12 protein-coding genes are annotated in these 16,126 nt (G+C 73.1%); 2 read left to right on the top strand and 10 right to left on the bottom strand.

What is annotated here, in order from left to right:
• Positions 1–138: 138 nt before the first annotated feature.
• From ACXN5W_RS26610 to ACXN5W_RS26635, 6 genes are all read right to left on the bottom strand, one after another.
• Complete coding sequence (locus ACXN5W_RS26610; protein ID WP_473161126.1) at positions 139–924, bottom strand: DUF3050 domain-containing protein; 786 nt, start codon at positions 922–924, stop codon at positions 139–141.
• 83 nt (positions 925–1,007) lie between these two features.
• Positions 1,008–2,723, bottom strand: a complete 1,716-nt coding sequence (locus tag ACXN5W_RS26615) for a class I adenylate-forming enzyme family protein (RefSeq protein ID WP_473161127.1) — start codon at positions 2,721–2,723, stop codon at positions 1,008–1,010.
• Complete coding sequence (locus ACXN5W_RS26620) at positions 2,720–4,111, bottom strand: flavin monoamine oxidase family protein (protein ID WP_473161128.1); 1,392 nt, start codon at positions 4,109–4,111, stop codon at positions 2,720–2,722. The genes ACXN5W_RS26615 and ACXN5W_RS26620 overlap by 4 nt, the downstream gene beginning before the upstream one ends.
• Complete coding sequence (locus ACXN5W_RS26625; RefSeq protein ID WP_473161129.1) at positions 4,108–4,329, bottom strand: acyl carrier protein; 222 nt, start codon at positions 4,327–4,329, stop codon at positions 4,108–4,110. The genes ACXN5W_RS26620 and ACXN5W_RS26625 overlap by 4 nt, the downstream gene beginning before the upstream one ends.
• Positions 4,326–6,053, bottom strand: a complete 1,728-nt coding sequence (locus ACXN5W_RS26630) for an AMP-binding protein (protein ID WP_473161148.1) — start codon at positions 6,051–6,053, stop codon at positions 4,326–4,328. Before ACXN5W_RS26630 ends, ACXN5W_RS26625 begins: the two co-directional genes overlap by 4 nt.
• A 157-nt stretch (positions 6,054–6,210) precedes the next feature.
• Entirely contained in the window at positions 6,211–8,049 is a 1,839-nt protein-coding gene (locus tag ACXN5W_RS26635) for an AfsR/SARP family transcriptional regulator (RefSeq protein ID WP_473161130.1), read from the bottom strand.
• A gap of 391 nt (positions 8,050–8,440) precedes the next feature.
• Here ACXN5W_RS26635 and ACXN5W_RS26640 point away from each other — a divergent pair, with 391 nt between their 5' ends.
• Positions 8,441–9,109 carry a 4'-phosphopantetheinyl transferase family protein gene (locus ACXN5W_RS26640; RefSeq protein WP_473161131.1) on the top strand — a complete coding sequence of 223 codons (669 nt, stop codon included), beginning with the start codon at positions 8,441–8,443 and terminating at the stop codon, positions 9,107–9,109.
• A 126-nt stretch (positions 9,110–9,235) separates the two neighbouring features.
• Here ACXN5W_RS26640 and ACXN5W_RS26645 read toward each other — a convergent pair whose 3' ends face one another.
• From ACXN5W_RS26645 to ACXN5W_RS26660, 4 genes are all read right to left on the bottom strand, one after another.
• Positions 9,236–10,783, bottom strand: a complete 1,548-nt coding sequence (locus ACXN5W_RS26645) for a GntT/GntP/DsdX family permease (protein ID WP_473161132.1) — start codon at positions 10,781–10,783, stop codon at positions 9,236–9,238.
• 45 nt (positions 10,784–10,828) lie between these two features.
• Entirely contained in the window at positions 10,829–12,373 is a 1,545-nt protein-coding gene (locus tag ACXN5W_RS26650; RefSeq protein WP_473161133.1) for a gluconokinase, read from the bottom strand.
• Between the two features lie 198 nt (positions 12,374–12,571).
• The gene (locus tag ACXN5W_RS26655; protein WP_473161134.1) at positions 12,572–13,792 is read right to left on the bottom strand and encodes a D-alanyl-D-alanine carboxypeptidase family protein; all 1,221 of its coding nucleotides are present in this window, start codon (positions 13,790–13,792) and stop codon (positions 12,572–12,574) included.
• A gap of 154 nt (positions 13,793–13,946) precedes the next feature.
• On the bottom strand, positions 13,947–14,603 hold the full coding sequence (locus tag ACXN5W_RS26660; protein WP_473161135.1) for a class I SAM-dependent methyltransferase: 657 nt from the start codon (positions 14,601–14,603) through the stop codon (positions 13,947–13,949).
• Between the two features lie 473 nt (positions 14,604–15,076).
• Here ACXN5W_RS26660 and ACXN5W_RS26665 point away from each other — a divergent pair, with 473 nt between their 5' ends.
• Positions 15,077–16,099: an ABC transporter permease gene (locus ACXN5W_RS26665; protein ID WP_473161136.1), complete on the top strand. Its 1,023-nt coding sequence runs from the start codon at positions 15,077–15,079 to the stop codon at positions 16,097–16,099.
• Positions 16,100–16,126: the final 27 nt, after the last annotated feature.

Here is a 16,126-nt window from a genome sequence, read left to right on the forward strand (position 1 = left end):
AAAAAAGCCCCTCCCCCCCCCCCCCCCCTCCCTCCCCCCCCCCCCCCCCCCCCCCCCCCCCCCCCTCCCCTTCCCCCCCCCCCCCCCCCCCCCCCCCCCCCCCCCCCCCCCCCCCCCCCCCCGCCACGGTGGCCACCGTCAGCCGAGGGCGGCGAGGATCCCGTCCCACAGCCGGCTCCGCGCGGCGAGCGCGCTGTTCACCGTCTCCGCGCAGTCCCGCCACTTGCCGGCGTCGTCACCGCACAGGTCGGCGAGCATCTGCATGGCCATCGGGGTGTGTTCCTCCCCGTCGACCTCGATGTGCCGGGCCAGGTAGTCCACGAAGGTGTCCAACCGGCCGGCGCCGCTCTCGTTCACCTTCACGACCTGCTCGAACATGTCCGGGATCAGATCCTCCCGGCCGAACGCGAAGGCGGCGGCCTGGCAGTGCACCGGCGCCTCCTGGACGAAGCGCCAGGTGGTCCGGACGAACTCGGCCGACGGACCGGGCACGTTCGCGGCGGACAGCGCCACCGGAACGTCCGTACCACCGCGGATCAGCTCGATGAACCCGTCGATGGCGGTCCGGTCGGCGCCGGCCTGGGTCATGCCGTTCAGGTACAGCTCGAAGTGGCTGATGAAGCCGCCGTTCAGCTCGTCGCTCTCCTCGACCAGCACGATGTCGTTGATCAGGCGTCGACTGCCGGTCGGCCCGGTCGGCACCCACGGCAGCTGGACACAGGTCAGCGAGCGTTGCAGGGACTTGAGCAGGGACATGAAGTCCCAGACGGCGTAGACGTGGTGCTCCAGGAAGGTGACCACGGCGTCGTGCGAGCGCAGTGCGGCGTAGAGGGGATGGGCCACGACCGCGTCGCGGGCCGGCTTGATCTCACCCTTCAGCTTCTCGATCCCGGGATGGGTCTCACCCCACTCGTACCGTGACATCGGGTTCTCCTTCGTGTGGTGGCGGGCGACTCGTCGCGATGGATGGGTGACTCGTCGGGCGGAACGGGGTGGCTGGCCGGCGCTCAGTTCGCGCCGGTGAACAGGGTCGCGAACCGGGTCCGCAGCTCGCGCTTGAGCACCTTGCCGGTCGGCCCGAGCGGGAAGTCCTCCGGCGTACGGGCGACGCGCACCGCGGCCAGGGCCGCCAGGCCGGCCGCGGCGAGTTCCTTGTTGGCCCGCTCGAGGATCGCCTCGGTCGTCCAGCCGCCGGCGCCGGCCTGCAACCGGACGATCGCGATGGCCCGCTGCCCCTCGCCGGCCGGTCCGGGCACGCCGACCACGGAACAGTCCTGCACGACCTCGTCGCAGTCGGCCAGCAGCACCTCCTCGATGGGCAGGCTGTAGACCGGCCCGGCGATGGTGTCGATGACGTCCACTGTGCGGTCCAGGTGGTAGAAGTTGCCCTCGGCGTCGCGCCGGGCGACGTCGCCGGTGAGCCAGTACCCGTTCAGCTCGAAGCTGGCCGTCAACCGCGGGTTGTGCCAGTAACCGGGGGTCCGGGACGGGGTCTGCACGCCGAGCAGCCCGACCGTGCCGTCCGGCACCTCCGCCCCCGACTCGTCCAGCACGGCGGCCCGGGTGACCACCTCCAGGGGTTTGCCGACGCACCGGTCGTTGCGCGGCGTCTCGGGGGTGGTGACGCCGCCGAACAGCGCCATCCCCATCTCGGACGAACCGAGCCCGTCGATGAACTGCGACCCGGGCAGCGCCGCCTCGGTGGCCGCCTCGCTGGGCAGCAGCCAGGGCTTGATCAGCCCGGCCGGCCGCTCACCGAGCTGGACCAGCCGGCGGACGTGCCCGTAGTGCGCCGAGTCGCCGGTGTTGAACCACGAGTGGACCTTGGCCGCGCCGGCCACCGGCAGTTCGCCGGTGGCCAGCTCCACGAAGGTACGCGGGAAGGACGCCAGCATGGTGGGCTGGAACGCCTCCATCACCGGCTCGACCACCACCCGCCGCCAGTCCGCCATCACCACCACGGGCAGCCCCAGCAGCACGGCCGTGAGGAAGTAGCTGAGCCCGCCCGCGTGGGTGTGCGGCATCAGGGACATCAACCGGTCGTCCGGCTCGGCCGGGAAGCGGACCATCCGGGGCTCCTTGCCCGCCCAGAACTGCCGGTGGGCCAGCATCGTGGACTTCGGCGTGCCGGTGGTGCCGGAGGAGTGGATCAGCGCCACCACGTCGTCGGCGGCGTGCCGGTACGGGTACGCCTCGGGCAGCTCGACCGACGCGGCGTCGAACGCCTGAACCTCGGCGGCGAGGGCGAGGAACCGGGGCCGGCGCTGCGGGTCCGCCCGGTAGGCCGCGGCCAGCCGGGTGGTGTCGTCCGCCACCACCCCGACCACGCCGACGTGGTCGAGGTAGCGCAGCAGCACGTCCGGCCGCATCGCGTCATTGATCATCGCGGGGATCGCACCGAGGGCGGTCAGCGCGAGGAAGTGCAGCAGCGGCTCCAGGCCCTCGGCCACCACGATCCCGACCGGCTCGCCGGCCCGGACACCGTTCGACCAGTACCACTTGGCGTACCGGTCGCGCAGCGCCGCGAGGTCGACCAGGCTGTGGCCGCGCAGCGTGACGGCTCCCCGGTGGTCGGTGGCGTGGCTGTGAACGAAGGGCACCGACCGGTTCGGGTTGGCCTCCAGGGCGTACTGGAGGAAGTTGCCGGCGCCCAGGTCGGGCTCGGTCATGAACCGCTCGCGGACCGGGCGGGGGGCGACGGAGGTGGTTGCGGTGTCGGTCATCGTGAACTCCCGGAAAGCTGGTGGTGGAGGCGGATCTCGGCGGCCACCCGGTGACCAGACCGGATGGCACCCTCCATGAGCCCGAAGAACTCCGTGCTGGTCTCGGTGCCGGCCCAGTGCACGCGGCCGTGCGGGGTGTGCAGGTGCGGGCCCTGACGCGGCCAGTCGCCGGGACCGAACAGCGCCGCGTAGCAGCCACGGCTGTACTCCTCGTTGATCCAGTCGGTGATCTGGACCCGGTCCGGTTCGGGCAGCCCCGGGAAGATCCGGGCGGCCTGGGCCAGCACCGCCGAGGTCTGCCGCTCCGCCGGCAGCGCGGCGAACCGGTACGCCTCCGCGCCGGTGACGAAACCGGTGAGGATGCCGGCACCCGCGTCCGAGGGTGAGTCGTCCACCGTGGACAGCAGCGGACCGGTGGCGCTCACCGACCACCCGGACAGGCCCAGGTCCCGCCACAACGGCCGGGGATAGACCAGGTGGACCTTGATGGCGCAGCCGCGCGACGCCCGTCCCCCGGAGCGGGGCACCGGCAGCCCCGGGCGGTACTCGATCGCGTCGGCGAGCGCCGGCGGCACCGCCATGACCACGGCGTCGCAGCGCAGCGTGCCGGTCGCGGAGATCACCGTGGCGCCGTCCTCGTCCTGGACGACGGCCCGGACGGGTGTGCCGAGCCGGACCCGGTCGCCGAGGTCGTCGGCCAGCCGCTCGCCCAGCTGGTGGGCGCCGCCGGCCACCCGGCTCTCCTGCGCGCCGTCGGCGAAGGCGTTGAGGTATCGCAAGCCGCCCCCCGACCGCAGGTAGAACGCCATGTGCAGCACGGACACCTCGGCCGGGTCGGCGGCCATCATCTCGCCGAGGAAGAGCGGGAAGAACAGCCGGGCGTCGGGGTGGGCGAGGTGCCGGTCGGCCCACTCGGCGGCGGTCTGGGCGTCCAGGTCGGCCGCGTCCGGGGTCAACCAGGGTGCCTCCGGCCGCACCCGGTGGGTGAGGTCGTCCAGCCGGTCGAACAGGTCGCCGAGGGCCACCGCGTGCAGCGGCGGGAACCGGCCGTGCCGGGTGACCGCGCCGGTGCGCGCCTCCGCCACACCTCGGCTCCGGCTGCCCTCCGCTGGGAGTTCGTCGGCCAGGGCGAACCGGCTGTCCCCGCTGACCGTGGTGGGCACGGTCTTGAGCCCGACCTCGTCGAGCAGCGCGGTGAGCGCCGTGTGCCGGACCCCCAGGTATGCCGCACCGGCGTCGGCCCAGGTCCCGGGGGCGACCTCGATGCCGTACGTCCGGCCACCCACCCGGTCCCGCGCCTCCAGCACGGTGACGTCCGCGCCGTCGGCGACCAACCGGGTGGCGGCGGTCAGCCCGGCCAGCCCGGCGCCGACGACCACCACCCTCATGGCTGGGTGCTCGCGATCCGCTTGGCCAGCGTGCCCGGGGTGGGCGCCAGGAGGAAGTCGTCGAAGGACAGCTCGACCCCGTACGTCCGGGCCACCGCGCTGAGCACCCGGGTGGCCAGCAGGGAGTCCCCACCGGCGGCGAAGAAGTCCGACTCCGGCCCGATTTCGGGGGTCTCCAGCACCCGCCGGAAAATGTCCGAAATCCCGTCAATGATCATGCAGGGGCCTCCTTGGGTTGGTGGGTCGCGGCGTGGCGCCGGTGGGACGCCGCCCGGTCGACCTTGCCGCTGGGGGTGTAGGCGAGTTCGGAGACGATCGAGATCCGGCCGGGCACCAGGTGTCCGGGCACCCGGTCGGCCAGGAAGCCGCGCAGCTCGGCCGCCAGGCCCGGCGCGTCGGCGGCGGGTCGCGGCACCACGTACGCGGCGAGGGTGGTGCGGTCGGCGGCCCGCACTCCGACCACCGCCACGGCGGTGACCGCCGGGTGCGCGGCGAGCTGCGCCTCCACCTCGGCCGGGTCGACCCGGACGCCCCGGATCTTCACGGCGTTGTCGAGCCGGCCGGCGTGGATGAGCAGCCCGTCCGGCCGGCGCAGCACCCGGTCCCCGGTGCGGAACCACCGCATCCCGGCCGCCGCCCGGTCGTCCGCCCCGGTGGCGGCTTCCGGCCGGTCACCGGGTCCGGGCCGGTCGTCCGGCTCCGCCCCGCGACCGGCTCCGCCCGGCCCGTCGTCGAACCCGAACCGGTCGGCCGTCGCCGCCGGCAGGCCGAGATAGCCCAGCGCCAGCGCCGGCCCACCGATCAACAGTTCGCCGTCCGGGCCGATCCGCTCGCGTACGTGCGGCAGCGCCCGCCCGATCGGAATGGCCGGGTCCGGACCCTCGGCGTCGGCCCGGCTCCCGTCGGCTCTGGTCCCGGCGGCCCGGGTTCCGGCGTCGGTCCGGGTTCCGGCGGTCCCGGTTCCGGCGTCGGTCCGGGTTCCGGCGGCCCTGGTTACGGCGTTGGCGGCGACCGGTCCGTGCAGGTCCACCGCGTGGGTGATCAGGGTCGTCTCGGTGCAGCCGTACGTGTTCAGCAGCCGGATCCGGCCGGTGTCCAGCCGCCGCCAGTCGGCCAGCCGGGCCGGGCTGACCGCCTCGCCGCCGATCACCACCAGGCGCAGCCGCTCCGGCAGGGTGTCGTCGGATTCCGTGAGGTGCCGGACCAGTTCGTGCCAGTACGCCGTCGGCAGGTCCAGCACCGTGATCCGCTGCTGCCGCACCGCCCGCAGGAACCGGGGGAACGACCCGGTGTACGCCTCGTCGTCGAAGACCAGCGTGCCGCCGGTGGTGAGGACCGGCAGGATCTCCTCGAAGCAGGTGTCCCAGTTCAGCGAGGCGAACTGCAACACCCGGTCGGCCGGGGTGAGCCCGAACTCGGTCCGCAGCGCCGGAACGGTGCTGCCGATCGCCCGGTGCGGCACGGCGACCGGCTTGGGCGCACCGGTGGACCCCGAGGTGAACAGCACGTACGCGATCCCGTCCGGGTCCCGGGGCGGACCCGGCGGCCCGGGCTGGACCGTCGGGTCCGGAAAGGTGGGCCCGCCGGTCCGGCCGTGCTGGTCGCGGTCCGGCGGGTTCCCGGTCTCGGCGTCGGTGGCCGCCAGCTCGATCCGGCAGCCGGCGGCGGCCAGCATCGCCTGCTGGCGCACCGCCGGGAATCCCGGGTCCACCGGGCAGTAGGCGCCACCCGCCAGCCATGCCCCGAACAGGGCCGCCACGGTCCCGGGTCGCCGGGCGGTGCGGACCGCCACCGTGCCCGGGTGCGGTCCGAGCCGCGCGGCGACGCCGTGGGCCGCCGAGGCCAACCACGAGTAGCTCAGTATCCGTCGATTGTGGACAAAGGCGGGGCGGTCGGGATATCGCCGGACGACCTCCCCGAGCGCGTCTACGAGGTCGGAAATGGTGCCACCTCACCTACTGAACCTTTTCAACCTGAGTCTCGCGGCGCCCGCGCCGGCGACTTCGACCTCCGCCAACGTCGGACCGCGAGAAGGAGTTGGAAAGGTTCACTGGTTCCGCCGGAGAACGCGAGTCATCGTCACATCGGCGGCTGGGGATTCACTGCGGATTGGATGCGAATCCACCACACGCCACCGGTATCGGTGACGGACGATGCCGTAGCCACTCGTCAACGGTGTCCCGGTCGACGAGTTCGGCGCCGCAGGCCCGGGCGAACCGGTGGACGACCTCGGGGAAGTGGTAGCAACCCGGTCCGGCCTCGACCATCAGGTTCACCGCGATCAGCTCGTCCAGCAGCCGGCGGACCCGTCGGGCCGCCGGATCGCCCGGCGGAAGGCCCGCCCGGACGCACACCGTGGCGCCCCGTTCCAGGCCCAACCGCCCGAACAGGTACGCCGCCGCCGGGCTCAGCGCGCGGTACGCCGCCCGCAGCGCCGTCCGCAGCCCACCGGGGCCGCCGAGCAGGGCCTCGTCGGCCCCCTCGCTGAGGTCGTCGAGAAACGAACCGACCGGCTGACCGGCGCGCTGCGCCAGCGCGGTGCCGACCAGCCGGAGGGCCAACGGGTGCCCGCCGCACCAGCGCAGCAGTCGCGGCGCGGCCGGGTCCCGGAGCCGGTCCGTCCCGACGATCCGAGCCAGCAGGTCACCCGCGGCGGCCGTACCGAGCGGGGCGAGCGGCCTGGTACGGACCGCGTGATGCCCGGCCAGCCCGCCGAGCCGGAGCCGGCTGGTCACCACCAGCTGGCTCGACGAACTGGTCGGCACCAGCGGCAGCAGCTGGTCCACCGAGTTGGCGTCGTCGGCGACCAGCAGCAGCCGCCGGTCGTTGACCAGCGTGCGGTAGAGCGCGGCCCGCTCGTCCAGGTCGGCCGGCAGGTCACCGCGGGCCACCCCGAGGGCTACCAGCGCGGCACCGACCGCGGCCCGCCCGGACAGCGTCCGCGCCGGGTCCCGGCCGTGCAGGTCGACGAAGATCTGACCGTCCGGGAAGTCGCCGGCCACCGAACGCGCCCAGCGGACGGCCAGGGCCGTCTTGCCGATCCCACCGAGGCCCGAGATCAGCAGCACCCGCGGCTCGTCGCCGGGCTCGCGCAGCGCCCGGGTCAACTCGGCCAGCTCGGCGCCGCGGCCGGTGAAGTGGCCGACCCCCGGCGGGAGCTGGGCGGGTATCCGGACCACCGGCCGGGCGGGACCGGCGGCGGCCGCCGTCCCGGTCGGCCGCTCCGGGTCACCGCGCAGGATGCTGGCGTGCAGCCGGCGAAGGTCGGCACACGGGTCGCTGCCCACCTCGGCGGCGAGCCGGTCCCGCGTCGCCTGGTAGACCCGCAGCGCGTCGGCCTGCCGGTCGGACCGGTACAACGCCAGCATCAGCTGGCCGGCCAGCCGCTCCCGCAGTGGGTGCGCCGCGGACGTCGCCGCCAGCTCGCCCACCAGGTCGGCGTGCCGGCCGAGCTCCAGCTCCGCGGCGAACCGGTACTCCAGCAGGCCGATCCGCAGCTCCGCGAGCCGGGCCCGGTCGAGTTCCACGCCGGGGGCGGAGACGCCGTCCAACGGATCGCCGCGCCACAGGTCCAACGCGGCCCGCAGGTGCCGGGCCCGGTCGGCCGCCGTGTCGGCGGCCCGGGCGGCCCGTACCAGCTCGTCCAACTGACGTACGTCGGTGCCGCTGGTCAGCGGGTCGAGCAGATATCCCGGGTGCTTCGTGACAATGACGTCGCCGAACTTCCGGCGGAGTTCGGAAATCAATCCCTGGACCCTCGACCGAGGTGCCGCCGGCGGACGCTGATTCCATAGAGAATCAATTAGTCGATCCGTCGAAACCACCGTAGTGTCGGATAGTGCCAGAACGGCGAGTACGTTTCTCTGCAGTGGCGACAACGAGACTGCGACCCCGGAGACGACCGCCTCGGTCGGCCCGAGGAGGAGCAGGTTCAGCATGGTGGAACCCCCAACGGTTTGGACGGACTGCCATCCAAGCGCGGGAACCGCCGATTATTCACTGGTTGCCGAACGGGCGTGTCCAGGCTATCGGAGCGCATCGGGTCGGCTCTGGCGGAGTGTCTTCGGAGCGCCTTTCTCAAGAAAGGTGAGCATATGAGCCGACAATTACCTCAGGACCTTCGTGATCCGGGCAGTTCCCTATTTTGGTAATCTTTCACGGTGCGGCTGCCCGTCGCGCCCGCTGGCCGGCGAATTCGTACCCACGGGTCTGGGTCACCAATTCGTGGGTTTGTTTCCGAGCCCCGGATCGGTACGCTGGCGGCGGCCCGGCGGGCCCGTCGATCGCCGACGGTCCCGGCCTGGCCGGGCCGGTTCGGGGTGGAACGGGATGGGCATGATCGAGCAGGTGCTGCCACGCGGCGTCGCGTCCGCCGAGGCGTTCGAGGATCCGGACGAGGCGTATCTCTTCCCGGCCGAGGCGGCCGTCGTGGCCGGTGCCGTGGACAAGCGGCGCCGCGAGTTCACCACGGGCCGCCACCTGGCCCGCAAGGCGCTCGCGGCGCTCGGGATCGCCGCCGTTCCGCTCCTGCCGGGGCCGCGCCGCGAGCCGGGATGGCCGGCCGGGGTGGTCGGCAGCATCACCCACTGCGCCGGGTACCGGGCCGCCGTGGCGGCGGCCGAAACCACCCTGGTGACGGTGGGCATCGACGCCGAGCCGAACGAGCCACTGCCCGACGGCGTCCTCAACCACATCACGTTGCCGGACGAACGGGACCAGCTCGGCCGGTTGGCCGCGGACCGGCCGGACGTCCACTGGGACCGGCTGCTGTTCTGCTGCAAGGAGGCGGTCTACAAGGCGTGGTATCCGGTCACCCAGCGGTGGCTGGGCTTCGAGGAGGCGCTGATCACGATCGACGCCTCGGCCGGCACCTTCCACGCCCGGTTGCTCGCCCAGGCGGAGCTTCCGGACGGCGAGCCGCTCACCGAGTTGCCGGGCCGCTGGTTCGTCGACCGGGACATCCTGGTGACGGCGGTCGCCGTACCCGCCGAGCCCTGACCGGCCCGTCCGGACCCGGACCCGGTCCGGACCCGGTCTGAACCCGAACCCGGTCTGAACCCGAACCCGGTCTGAACCCGGACCCGGTCGGACCGGATCGGTGGGGCGCCGATCCGGTCCGGCGCCTCAGACGATCAGGTTGAGCAGCAGGATGCCGAGGAAGCCGATCACCGAAATGATCGTCTCCATCACCGACCAGCTCTTGATGGTCTGCCCGACGGTCAGCCCGAAGTACTCCTTCACCAGCCAGAAGCCGGCGTCGTTCACGTGCGAGAAGAACAGCGAGCCGCAGCCGACGGCCAGCGCGAGCAACGCGACGCCCGGCCGGTCCAGGGTCTGCGCCAGCGGGGCCACGATGCCGGCGGCGGTGATCGTGGCGACCGTGGCCGAGCCGGTCGCCACCCGGATCCCGACCGCGACCAGCCAGCCCAGCAGCAGGGGTGACAGGTTCGCCCCCTTCGCCGCGTCGGCCACCATGTCGCCCACGCCCGCGTCGACGAGCACCTGCTTGAAGCCGCCACCGGCCGCCACGATCAGCAGGATGCCGGCGATCGCCGGCAGCGAGCCGCCAAGCACCGCCGAGACCTGCGAGCGGTCGAAGCCGGCCTGCCGGCCGAGGGTGAACATGGCCACGATGACGCCCGCGAGCAGGGCCACGATGGGGGTGCCGACGATGTCCAGCGTCTCGCGGCCCGCGGTGCCCTCGGTCAGGGTCAGCTCGCCGACGGCCCGCAGCAGCATGAGCACCACCGGCAGCAGCACGGTCAGCACGGCCGGCCAGAAGGCGGGGGTACGGCGCGCCGGGGAGGTCTCCGTGCCCGAGTCGTCCACCGGCGAACCGGGCCGGCCGGTGCCCGGATTCACCAGGTCGTCGTCGGTCAGCAGGTCGCCGTCGGAGTCGGTCCGGTCGGTGCCGGTGCCCGGCTGCCGCCCGGTGGTCCCGGCCACGCCGCCCCGGTCGGTCGCGTCGACCCGGTCACCGGCGTCGCGCCGGGTCGGCAGCAGCGCCTCGGGGGCGGTCGCCGGGACGTACCGGGCGATCAGGTTGCCGAACAGCGGCCCCGCCACGATCACCGTGGGGATCGCCACCAGCAGGCCGAGGGCCAGGGTCAGGCCGAGGTCCGCGTTCAACGCCGATATCGCCACCAGCGGGCCCGGGTGCGGCGGGACCAGGCCGTGCAGCACCGACAGGCCGGCCAGCGCCGGGATGCCGACGCGCATCAGCGGTACGTCCGTGCGCCGCGAGACCAGCAGCACGATCGGTACCAGCAGCACGACGCCGACCTCGAAGAACAGCGGCAACCCGATCAGCGCGGCCACCCCGGCCATCGCCCACGGCAGGGCGGACCCGGAGACCCGGCTGACCACCCGACCCACGATCCCGTCGGCGCCACCCGACTCGGCGAGCAGGCCGCCGATCATCGCGCCGAGCGCGATCAGCAGGCCCACGCTGCCGACCGTCGACCCGACACCGTCGGTGAACGACTTGATCATCTTTTCCGGTGCGAGCCCGGCGACCACGCCCAGCACCGCGGCGCCGAGGATCAGCGACAGGAACGGGTGCACCTTGCCCCAGGCGATGAGTACGACGACCGCGGCGATGCCCAGCAGCGCGGCGGCGATCAGTTGACCGTCACCGGCTCGGGCGGCGGCCTCGGCGGCGAACTGGGTCACGGATATCACGACCTTCCTCGACGGCCGTCCCGGACGGACGGTCGGTCATCCGGTGGACGGCGGGTGCGTGGTGAACCGGCGCAGCGCCTCGTACGTCGGGCCGAGCGCGTCGTACAGCTGCGCGAACAGCGGCAGCAGCTCCGCGTAGGTGGCGCTGGCCGCCGGATCCGGGTGGACGGTCTCGGCGATCTCGACCAGGTCGGCGGCGACGTCCACCGACGGGATCAGCCCCAGCGCCTGCATGCCCAGCAGCGCGGCACCGAAGCTGGAGCCCTCGTGTCCGGCCGGGAAGGACACCTCGGTGCCGAGCGCGTCGGCCAGCATCTGCCGCCACAGCGGGCTGCGGGCGAAGCCGCCGCTGGCCCGCACCTCACGTACCTCGTTGCCCGCCGCGCGTACCGAGTCGAGCACCAGGGCGAGCTGCTGGCACACGCCCTCCAGGGCGGCCCGGACCAGGTGCTCGCGCCGGTGCGCGTTGGTCAGCCCCACGTACGCGCCGCGGGGCAGCGCGCTCCAGTGCGGCGCCCGCTCGCTGAGCAGGTACGGCAGCATGAGCAGGCCGTCGGAACCCGCCGGCGCCCGGGCGGCCAGTGCCAGCAGCTCCTCCTCGGGGTGCTCGCCCAGGTCGGGGGCGAGGGCCTCACCGGCCCAGTTGAGCACGATGCCGCCGTTGTTGATGGCGCCGCCCACCGTCCAGCGGTCCTCGGTGAGGGCGTAGCAGAACACCCGGCCCTGCCGGTCCACGGCGGGCCGTTCCACCATCACCCGGATGGCGCCGCTGGTGCCGATCGAGCAGGCCGCCACGCCCGGTCGCACGGCCCCGAGGCCGAGGTTGGCCAGTGGGCCGTCACCGGCGCCGACCACGACCGGGGTCTCGGCGGGCAGCCCGGTACGCCGGGCGGCCTCCGCGGTCAGCCCGGGTAGCACGGTCGTGGTGGGTACCAGCCGGGGCAGCTGGTCGGGCCGGATCCCGGCGATCCGCAGCGCCTCGGCGTCCCAGGCCAGCCGGTGGATGTCCAGCAGGCCGGTGCCCGAGGCGAGCGAGTGGTCGGTGACCAGGTCGCCGCAGAGCCGGCGCAGGACGAGGTCCTTGATCCCGACCCAGTGCCGTACCCGGCGGAACAGCTCGGGCTGCTCCTGGGCGAACCACACCAGCTTGGGCAGCGGCGCCATCGGATGCAGCGGGGTACCGGTCCGGCGGTGCAGTTCCAGCCCGCCGGGCGCGGCGCGCAGCCGCTCCGCCTGCGCGCTGGCCCGCGAGTCGGCCCAGGTGACCGAGGCGGTCAGCGGAGCGCCGTCGTCGTCGAGACCGATCACGCTGTGCATCGCGCTGCTGAACGACAGCCCGGCCACCGGCTCGGTTAGCTCGGCCGCCACGCTACGGATGCTCTCCACCACGGCGTCGTGGATGAGGTACGGGTCCTGTTCGGCGAAGCCCGGCTGCGGTTCGTCCAGCGGGTAGCCGATCGAGTGGGTGGCCAGCGGCCGGCCGGTCACGTCGTACGCCACCGCCTTCGTGCTGGTGGTGCCCAGGTCGACGCCGATCACCACACCGGACCGCCGAGGGCTGGGGGAACCGCCGCCGCTCATCGTCGTCCATCCCTCCTGGCCGGCCTCGCTCCTGGCCGGTGGGCCGCAGCCGCGACGCCGCCCGGCTGGGCCGACGTTACCCAATGCCCGACCGGACCGCCGGGTACGCCGGTGGACCGGCACCCGTCCCCGGTCGGCTCCATCGGAGCGCGGGCGGATCTCGGCCGGCTTCGCGGGGGAGGGGCCCTTCCTTCCGGCTCAGGGGGCGCGCCGGCGGCCGACGTGCCGGGGGCGACGGCGGACGGCGAGCAGTACCAGCAGCAGCGCCAGCCCGCCGAGCGCCACCGCGACGGAGACCAGGACCAGCCGGGACGGACCACCGGCGCCGGACGGATCAGCCCGGATCGCCTGGACGGCACCGGTGTCGGGCGCCGCCGACGGGGTCGGGGTGGCATCGAGTTCGCCGGGCTCCACCAGTCGGCCCACCGAGGCGTCCGCGGGCTGCCGGAAGCCCCAGTCCAGTAGCGCGGCGCCCTGCTGCCAGCCGCGCTGCGGTCGGGCCTCGGCACCGAGCAGCGTGACCACCAGGCGTCGCCCGCCGCGTTCCGCGATGCCCACGTAGGTGTGCCGGGCCAGCGTGGTGAAGCCGGTCTTGCCGCCGAGCCCGCCGCGATAGCGGAACAGCAGCTGGTTCTCGTTCTGGATCTGGAAGCCGTTCCCGGCGCCGGGCGGCTGGGCCGGCATCCGGGCCGTGCGGGCGGAGTCGTACCGGCGGAAGTTCTGGTCACCGAAGCACGCCCGCGCGATCAGCGCCAGGTCGTACGCGCTGGTGAACTGGCCCCGACCGTCGAGGCCCGACGGTGTGGCGGCGTGGGTCTGCCGGGCACCGAGCCGCCGCGCCTCGGCGTTCATCGCGGCGACCGTCCCGGAGACGCCGGCCGCGCCACCGCCGAGCCGGGCCAGCACGTTGGCCGCGTCGTTGCCGGAGTTGAGCAGGAGGCCGAGCCACAGCGTCTCGATGGTGTAGTGGCCGCCCACCACCAGGCCGACGGCCGAACTGCCCCGCTCGAAGTTCAGATCGTCACGGGTCACCGTGATGGTCTGTTTCGGGTCCAGCCCGGGCAGTACGGTCGCCGCCAGCAGCAGCTTCTGGGTACTGGCCGGCAGGCCGTACTCGTGCGGCCCGCAGCCGCCGAGCACCGCCCCGGTGTTCAGGTCGGCGACCAGCCAGGAGGTGGCGGTGACCGCCGGTGGCCGGCTCGCGCCGGACGGTACGACGAGCCCGTCGGTGGCCAGCGCGGGGCCGCCGACCGCGCGGGCCGTGGGGTCGTCCGGCGGTACGGCGGGTCTGGGCGGGCGACTCACCGGCGGCGACACGGTTGGACACGGCACGTCCGAGACGGCGGCGACTACCGGTGCCGGGGCGGAGAGGGCGAGCAGGGTACCCGTGAGGGCGGCGAGGAGGCGCCGGAACCTCATACGCACCAACCGTTCATGGCCAAGCAGGGTAGCCGGACGCGCCACCGGCGCGCACCGTGGGCCCCCGGCGGGTCATCCGCGACCGGCCGGTGGGTGGCGGGTCGGCGCGGCCGACCGGCGGGTGGCCGGCCGGCCGCGACCGGTCGGTGCGCGGTCAGGCCGTACGGACCGCGATCAGCGACTTCGTGAGACCGGCCAGCCGCTCCGACCGGATGGTGGCGTCGGGGAACAGGTAGCGCATCTCGGCCCGCCCGATCAGCTCGGTGGTCAGCACCTGCCGCATCGCCAGGTCCCACGGCTTGCCGGGGGTGTAGGCCAGCGGCCACCGGCGGGCCATCAGCACCCGCGCCGGTACCGGCAGGAACTGCATCCCGGGTGCCACCCAGTGCGGTTCGATCGGGAAGTACCGGTACGGGGTCTGCACCCAGTACCGGGGAGCGACCTCGCGGATCGACTCCGCCATCCGGCGTCGTCGCTCGTGCCCGCCGACGTGTTCCAGCACGCTGTTGCTGAACACCAGGTCGTACCGGCGGTCCCGGATCCGGGCCGGCAGTTCGCAGGCGTCGGCCCGGTCGGACTCGGCCCACTCGGGCAGCTCGGCGGGGGACGGCTCCAGGTTGACCAGATGTACGTGCGCCGGCCGGACCGGCGCGTCGGCCCAGCTCGCGGCCCGGCCGCCGAGGTCCAGGACCGTCATCGCGGCGAGATCGGGAAATGTCTCGGCCAGCCAGGCGGCGCGACGGGCGCGCCGCTTCCCCCCGTACGACGTCGGTGAGTCGACCAGTCGGCTACGCAGTGTTCGTAGGGGCATCCGTTGATAATGCGGATAGCTGGATGCCGATGTCATCCGCCGATCATCCGGTCCGTGCGGCCGGCCACCGGTCCCGATGGTCCGCCCGGACCGTCCGGCTGGGCCTGCCTGGCCGTTCACCCGATCATGGCTGTCCGTCCGGAGCCTGGGATTCGCGTCAACCGCTTATCCCGGCGAGAGTGGGCGGGAGAGACATCTCGACTGCGGTCCGCATGGAGGTGTATACCTTGCGTACGAATTTCTGCCCGACACAAGGGGATCAAACGGACAAAAGACTCGGATATCTTTGACCAAGATCTTTCGATGGGTGTGACACGTCTCGCAGTCAACGGTGACCGACCTGTTATTAATTCGATGCCTCAGGCCATTTCGGCGAAACCTCGGGCCGGCTAGCGTTTCGGCCACCGCACTACCCCGGACCTGCGTCTGGGGCCGGTCGGATGGTGTCGTTGTCCGGAGTGGAGGTGACGTGGGTGGAACCGTTGCGTACGGGTCCCGATTCGACCAGACTCGATGAGCCGCCAGCGGCCGTGGAGGTGGTCGCACCGGTACCGCAGCAGCGGGTCGCGACGGTGAGCAAGTCGCCGACACGGATCGCCTTCGAACGCCTGCGCCGGGACCGGGTCGCGATGACCTGCGCCGGCATCTTCCTGTTCTTCGTGCTGATCGCGATCTTCGCGCCGCTGCTGGCGAAGATCGAGGGTCAGGACGTCAGCAGCCTGCACCAGGACCTGACCGACTCCTTCGGCTTTCCGACCGTCGGCCTCACCGCGGACCACTGGTTCGGGGTCGAGCCGCGGCTGGGCCGGGACCTGTTCGCCCGCTGGGTCTACGGTGCCCGCCCGTCACTCGTGGTGGCCGGCTCGGTCACCGTGCTGACCACCATCGTCGGGGTGATCGTCGGTCTGATCGCCGGCTTCGCGGGCGGCTGGGTCGACCGCGTCCTGTCCTGGGTCATCGACTTCGTGCTGAGCCTGCCGTACCTGCTGTTCGCGATCGCCACCTCCGGCGTGCTGGTGGCCCTCCTCGGCGGCGCCGAGGGCGCCTCGGCCGAGGAGGTGAGCCGGATCCGGTTCATCTCGCTGATCACCGTGCTGTCCTTCTTCGGCTGGGCCGGCCTGGCCCGGCTGATCCGCGGTCAGGTGCTCTCGCTGCGCGAACGGGAGTTCATCGCGGCGGCGAGGGTGCTCGGTGTGCCGACCCGCAAGGTGCTGTTCAAGGAGCTGCTGCCGAACCTGGTGGCACCGATCATGGTCTCGGTGTCGCTGGCCCTGCCGAGCTACATCGTGGCCGAGGCGGGTCTCAGCTTCCTGGGGGTCGGGCTGGTCGAGCCCACCCCGTCCTGGGGCCTGACCATCACCTTCGCCCAGAACTGGTACCGCGCCGACCCGCTCTACCTGTGGATCCCGGTCGCCGGTATCACCATCCTGGTGCTGGCGCTGAGTCTGCTCGGCGACGCCGTCCGGGACGCCTTCGACCCCCGTACCCGCCGTTGACGGCACCCCCCGTTTCACCAAGAAAGG

Source organism: Plantactinospora sp. A48, from assembly GCF_055793945.1.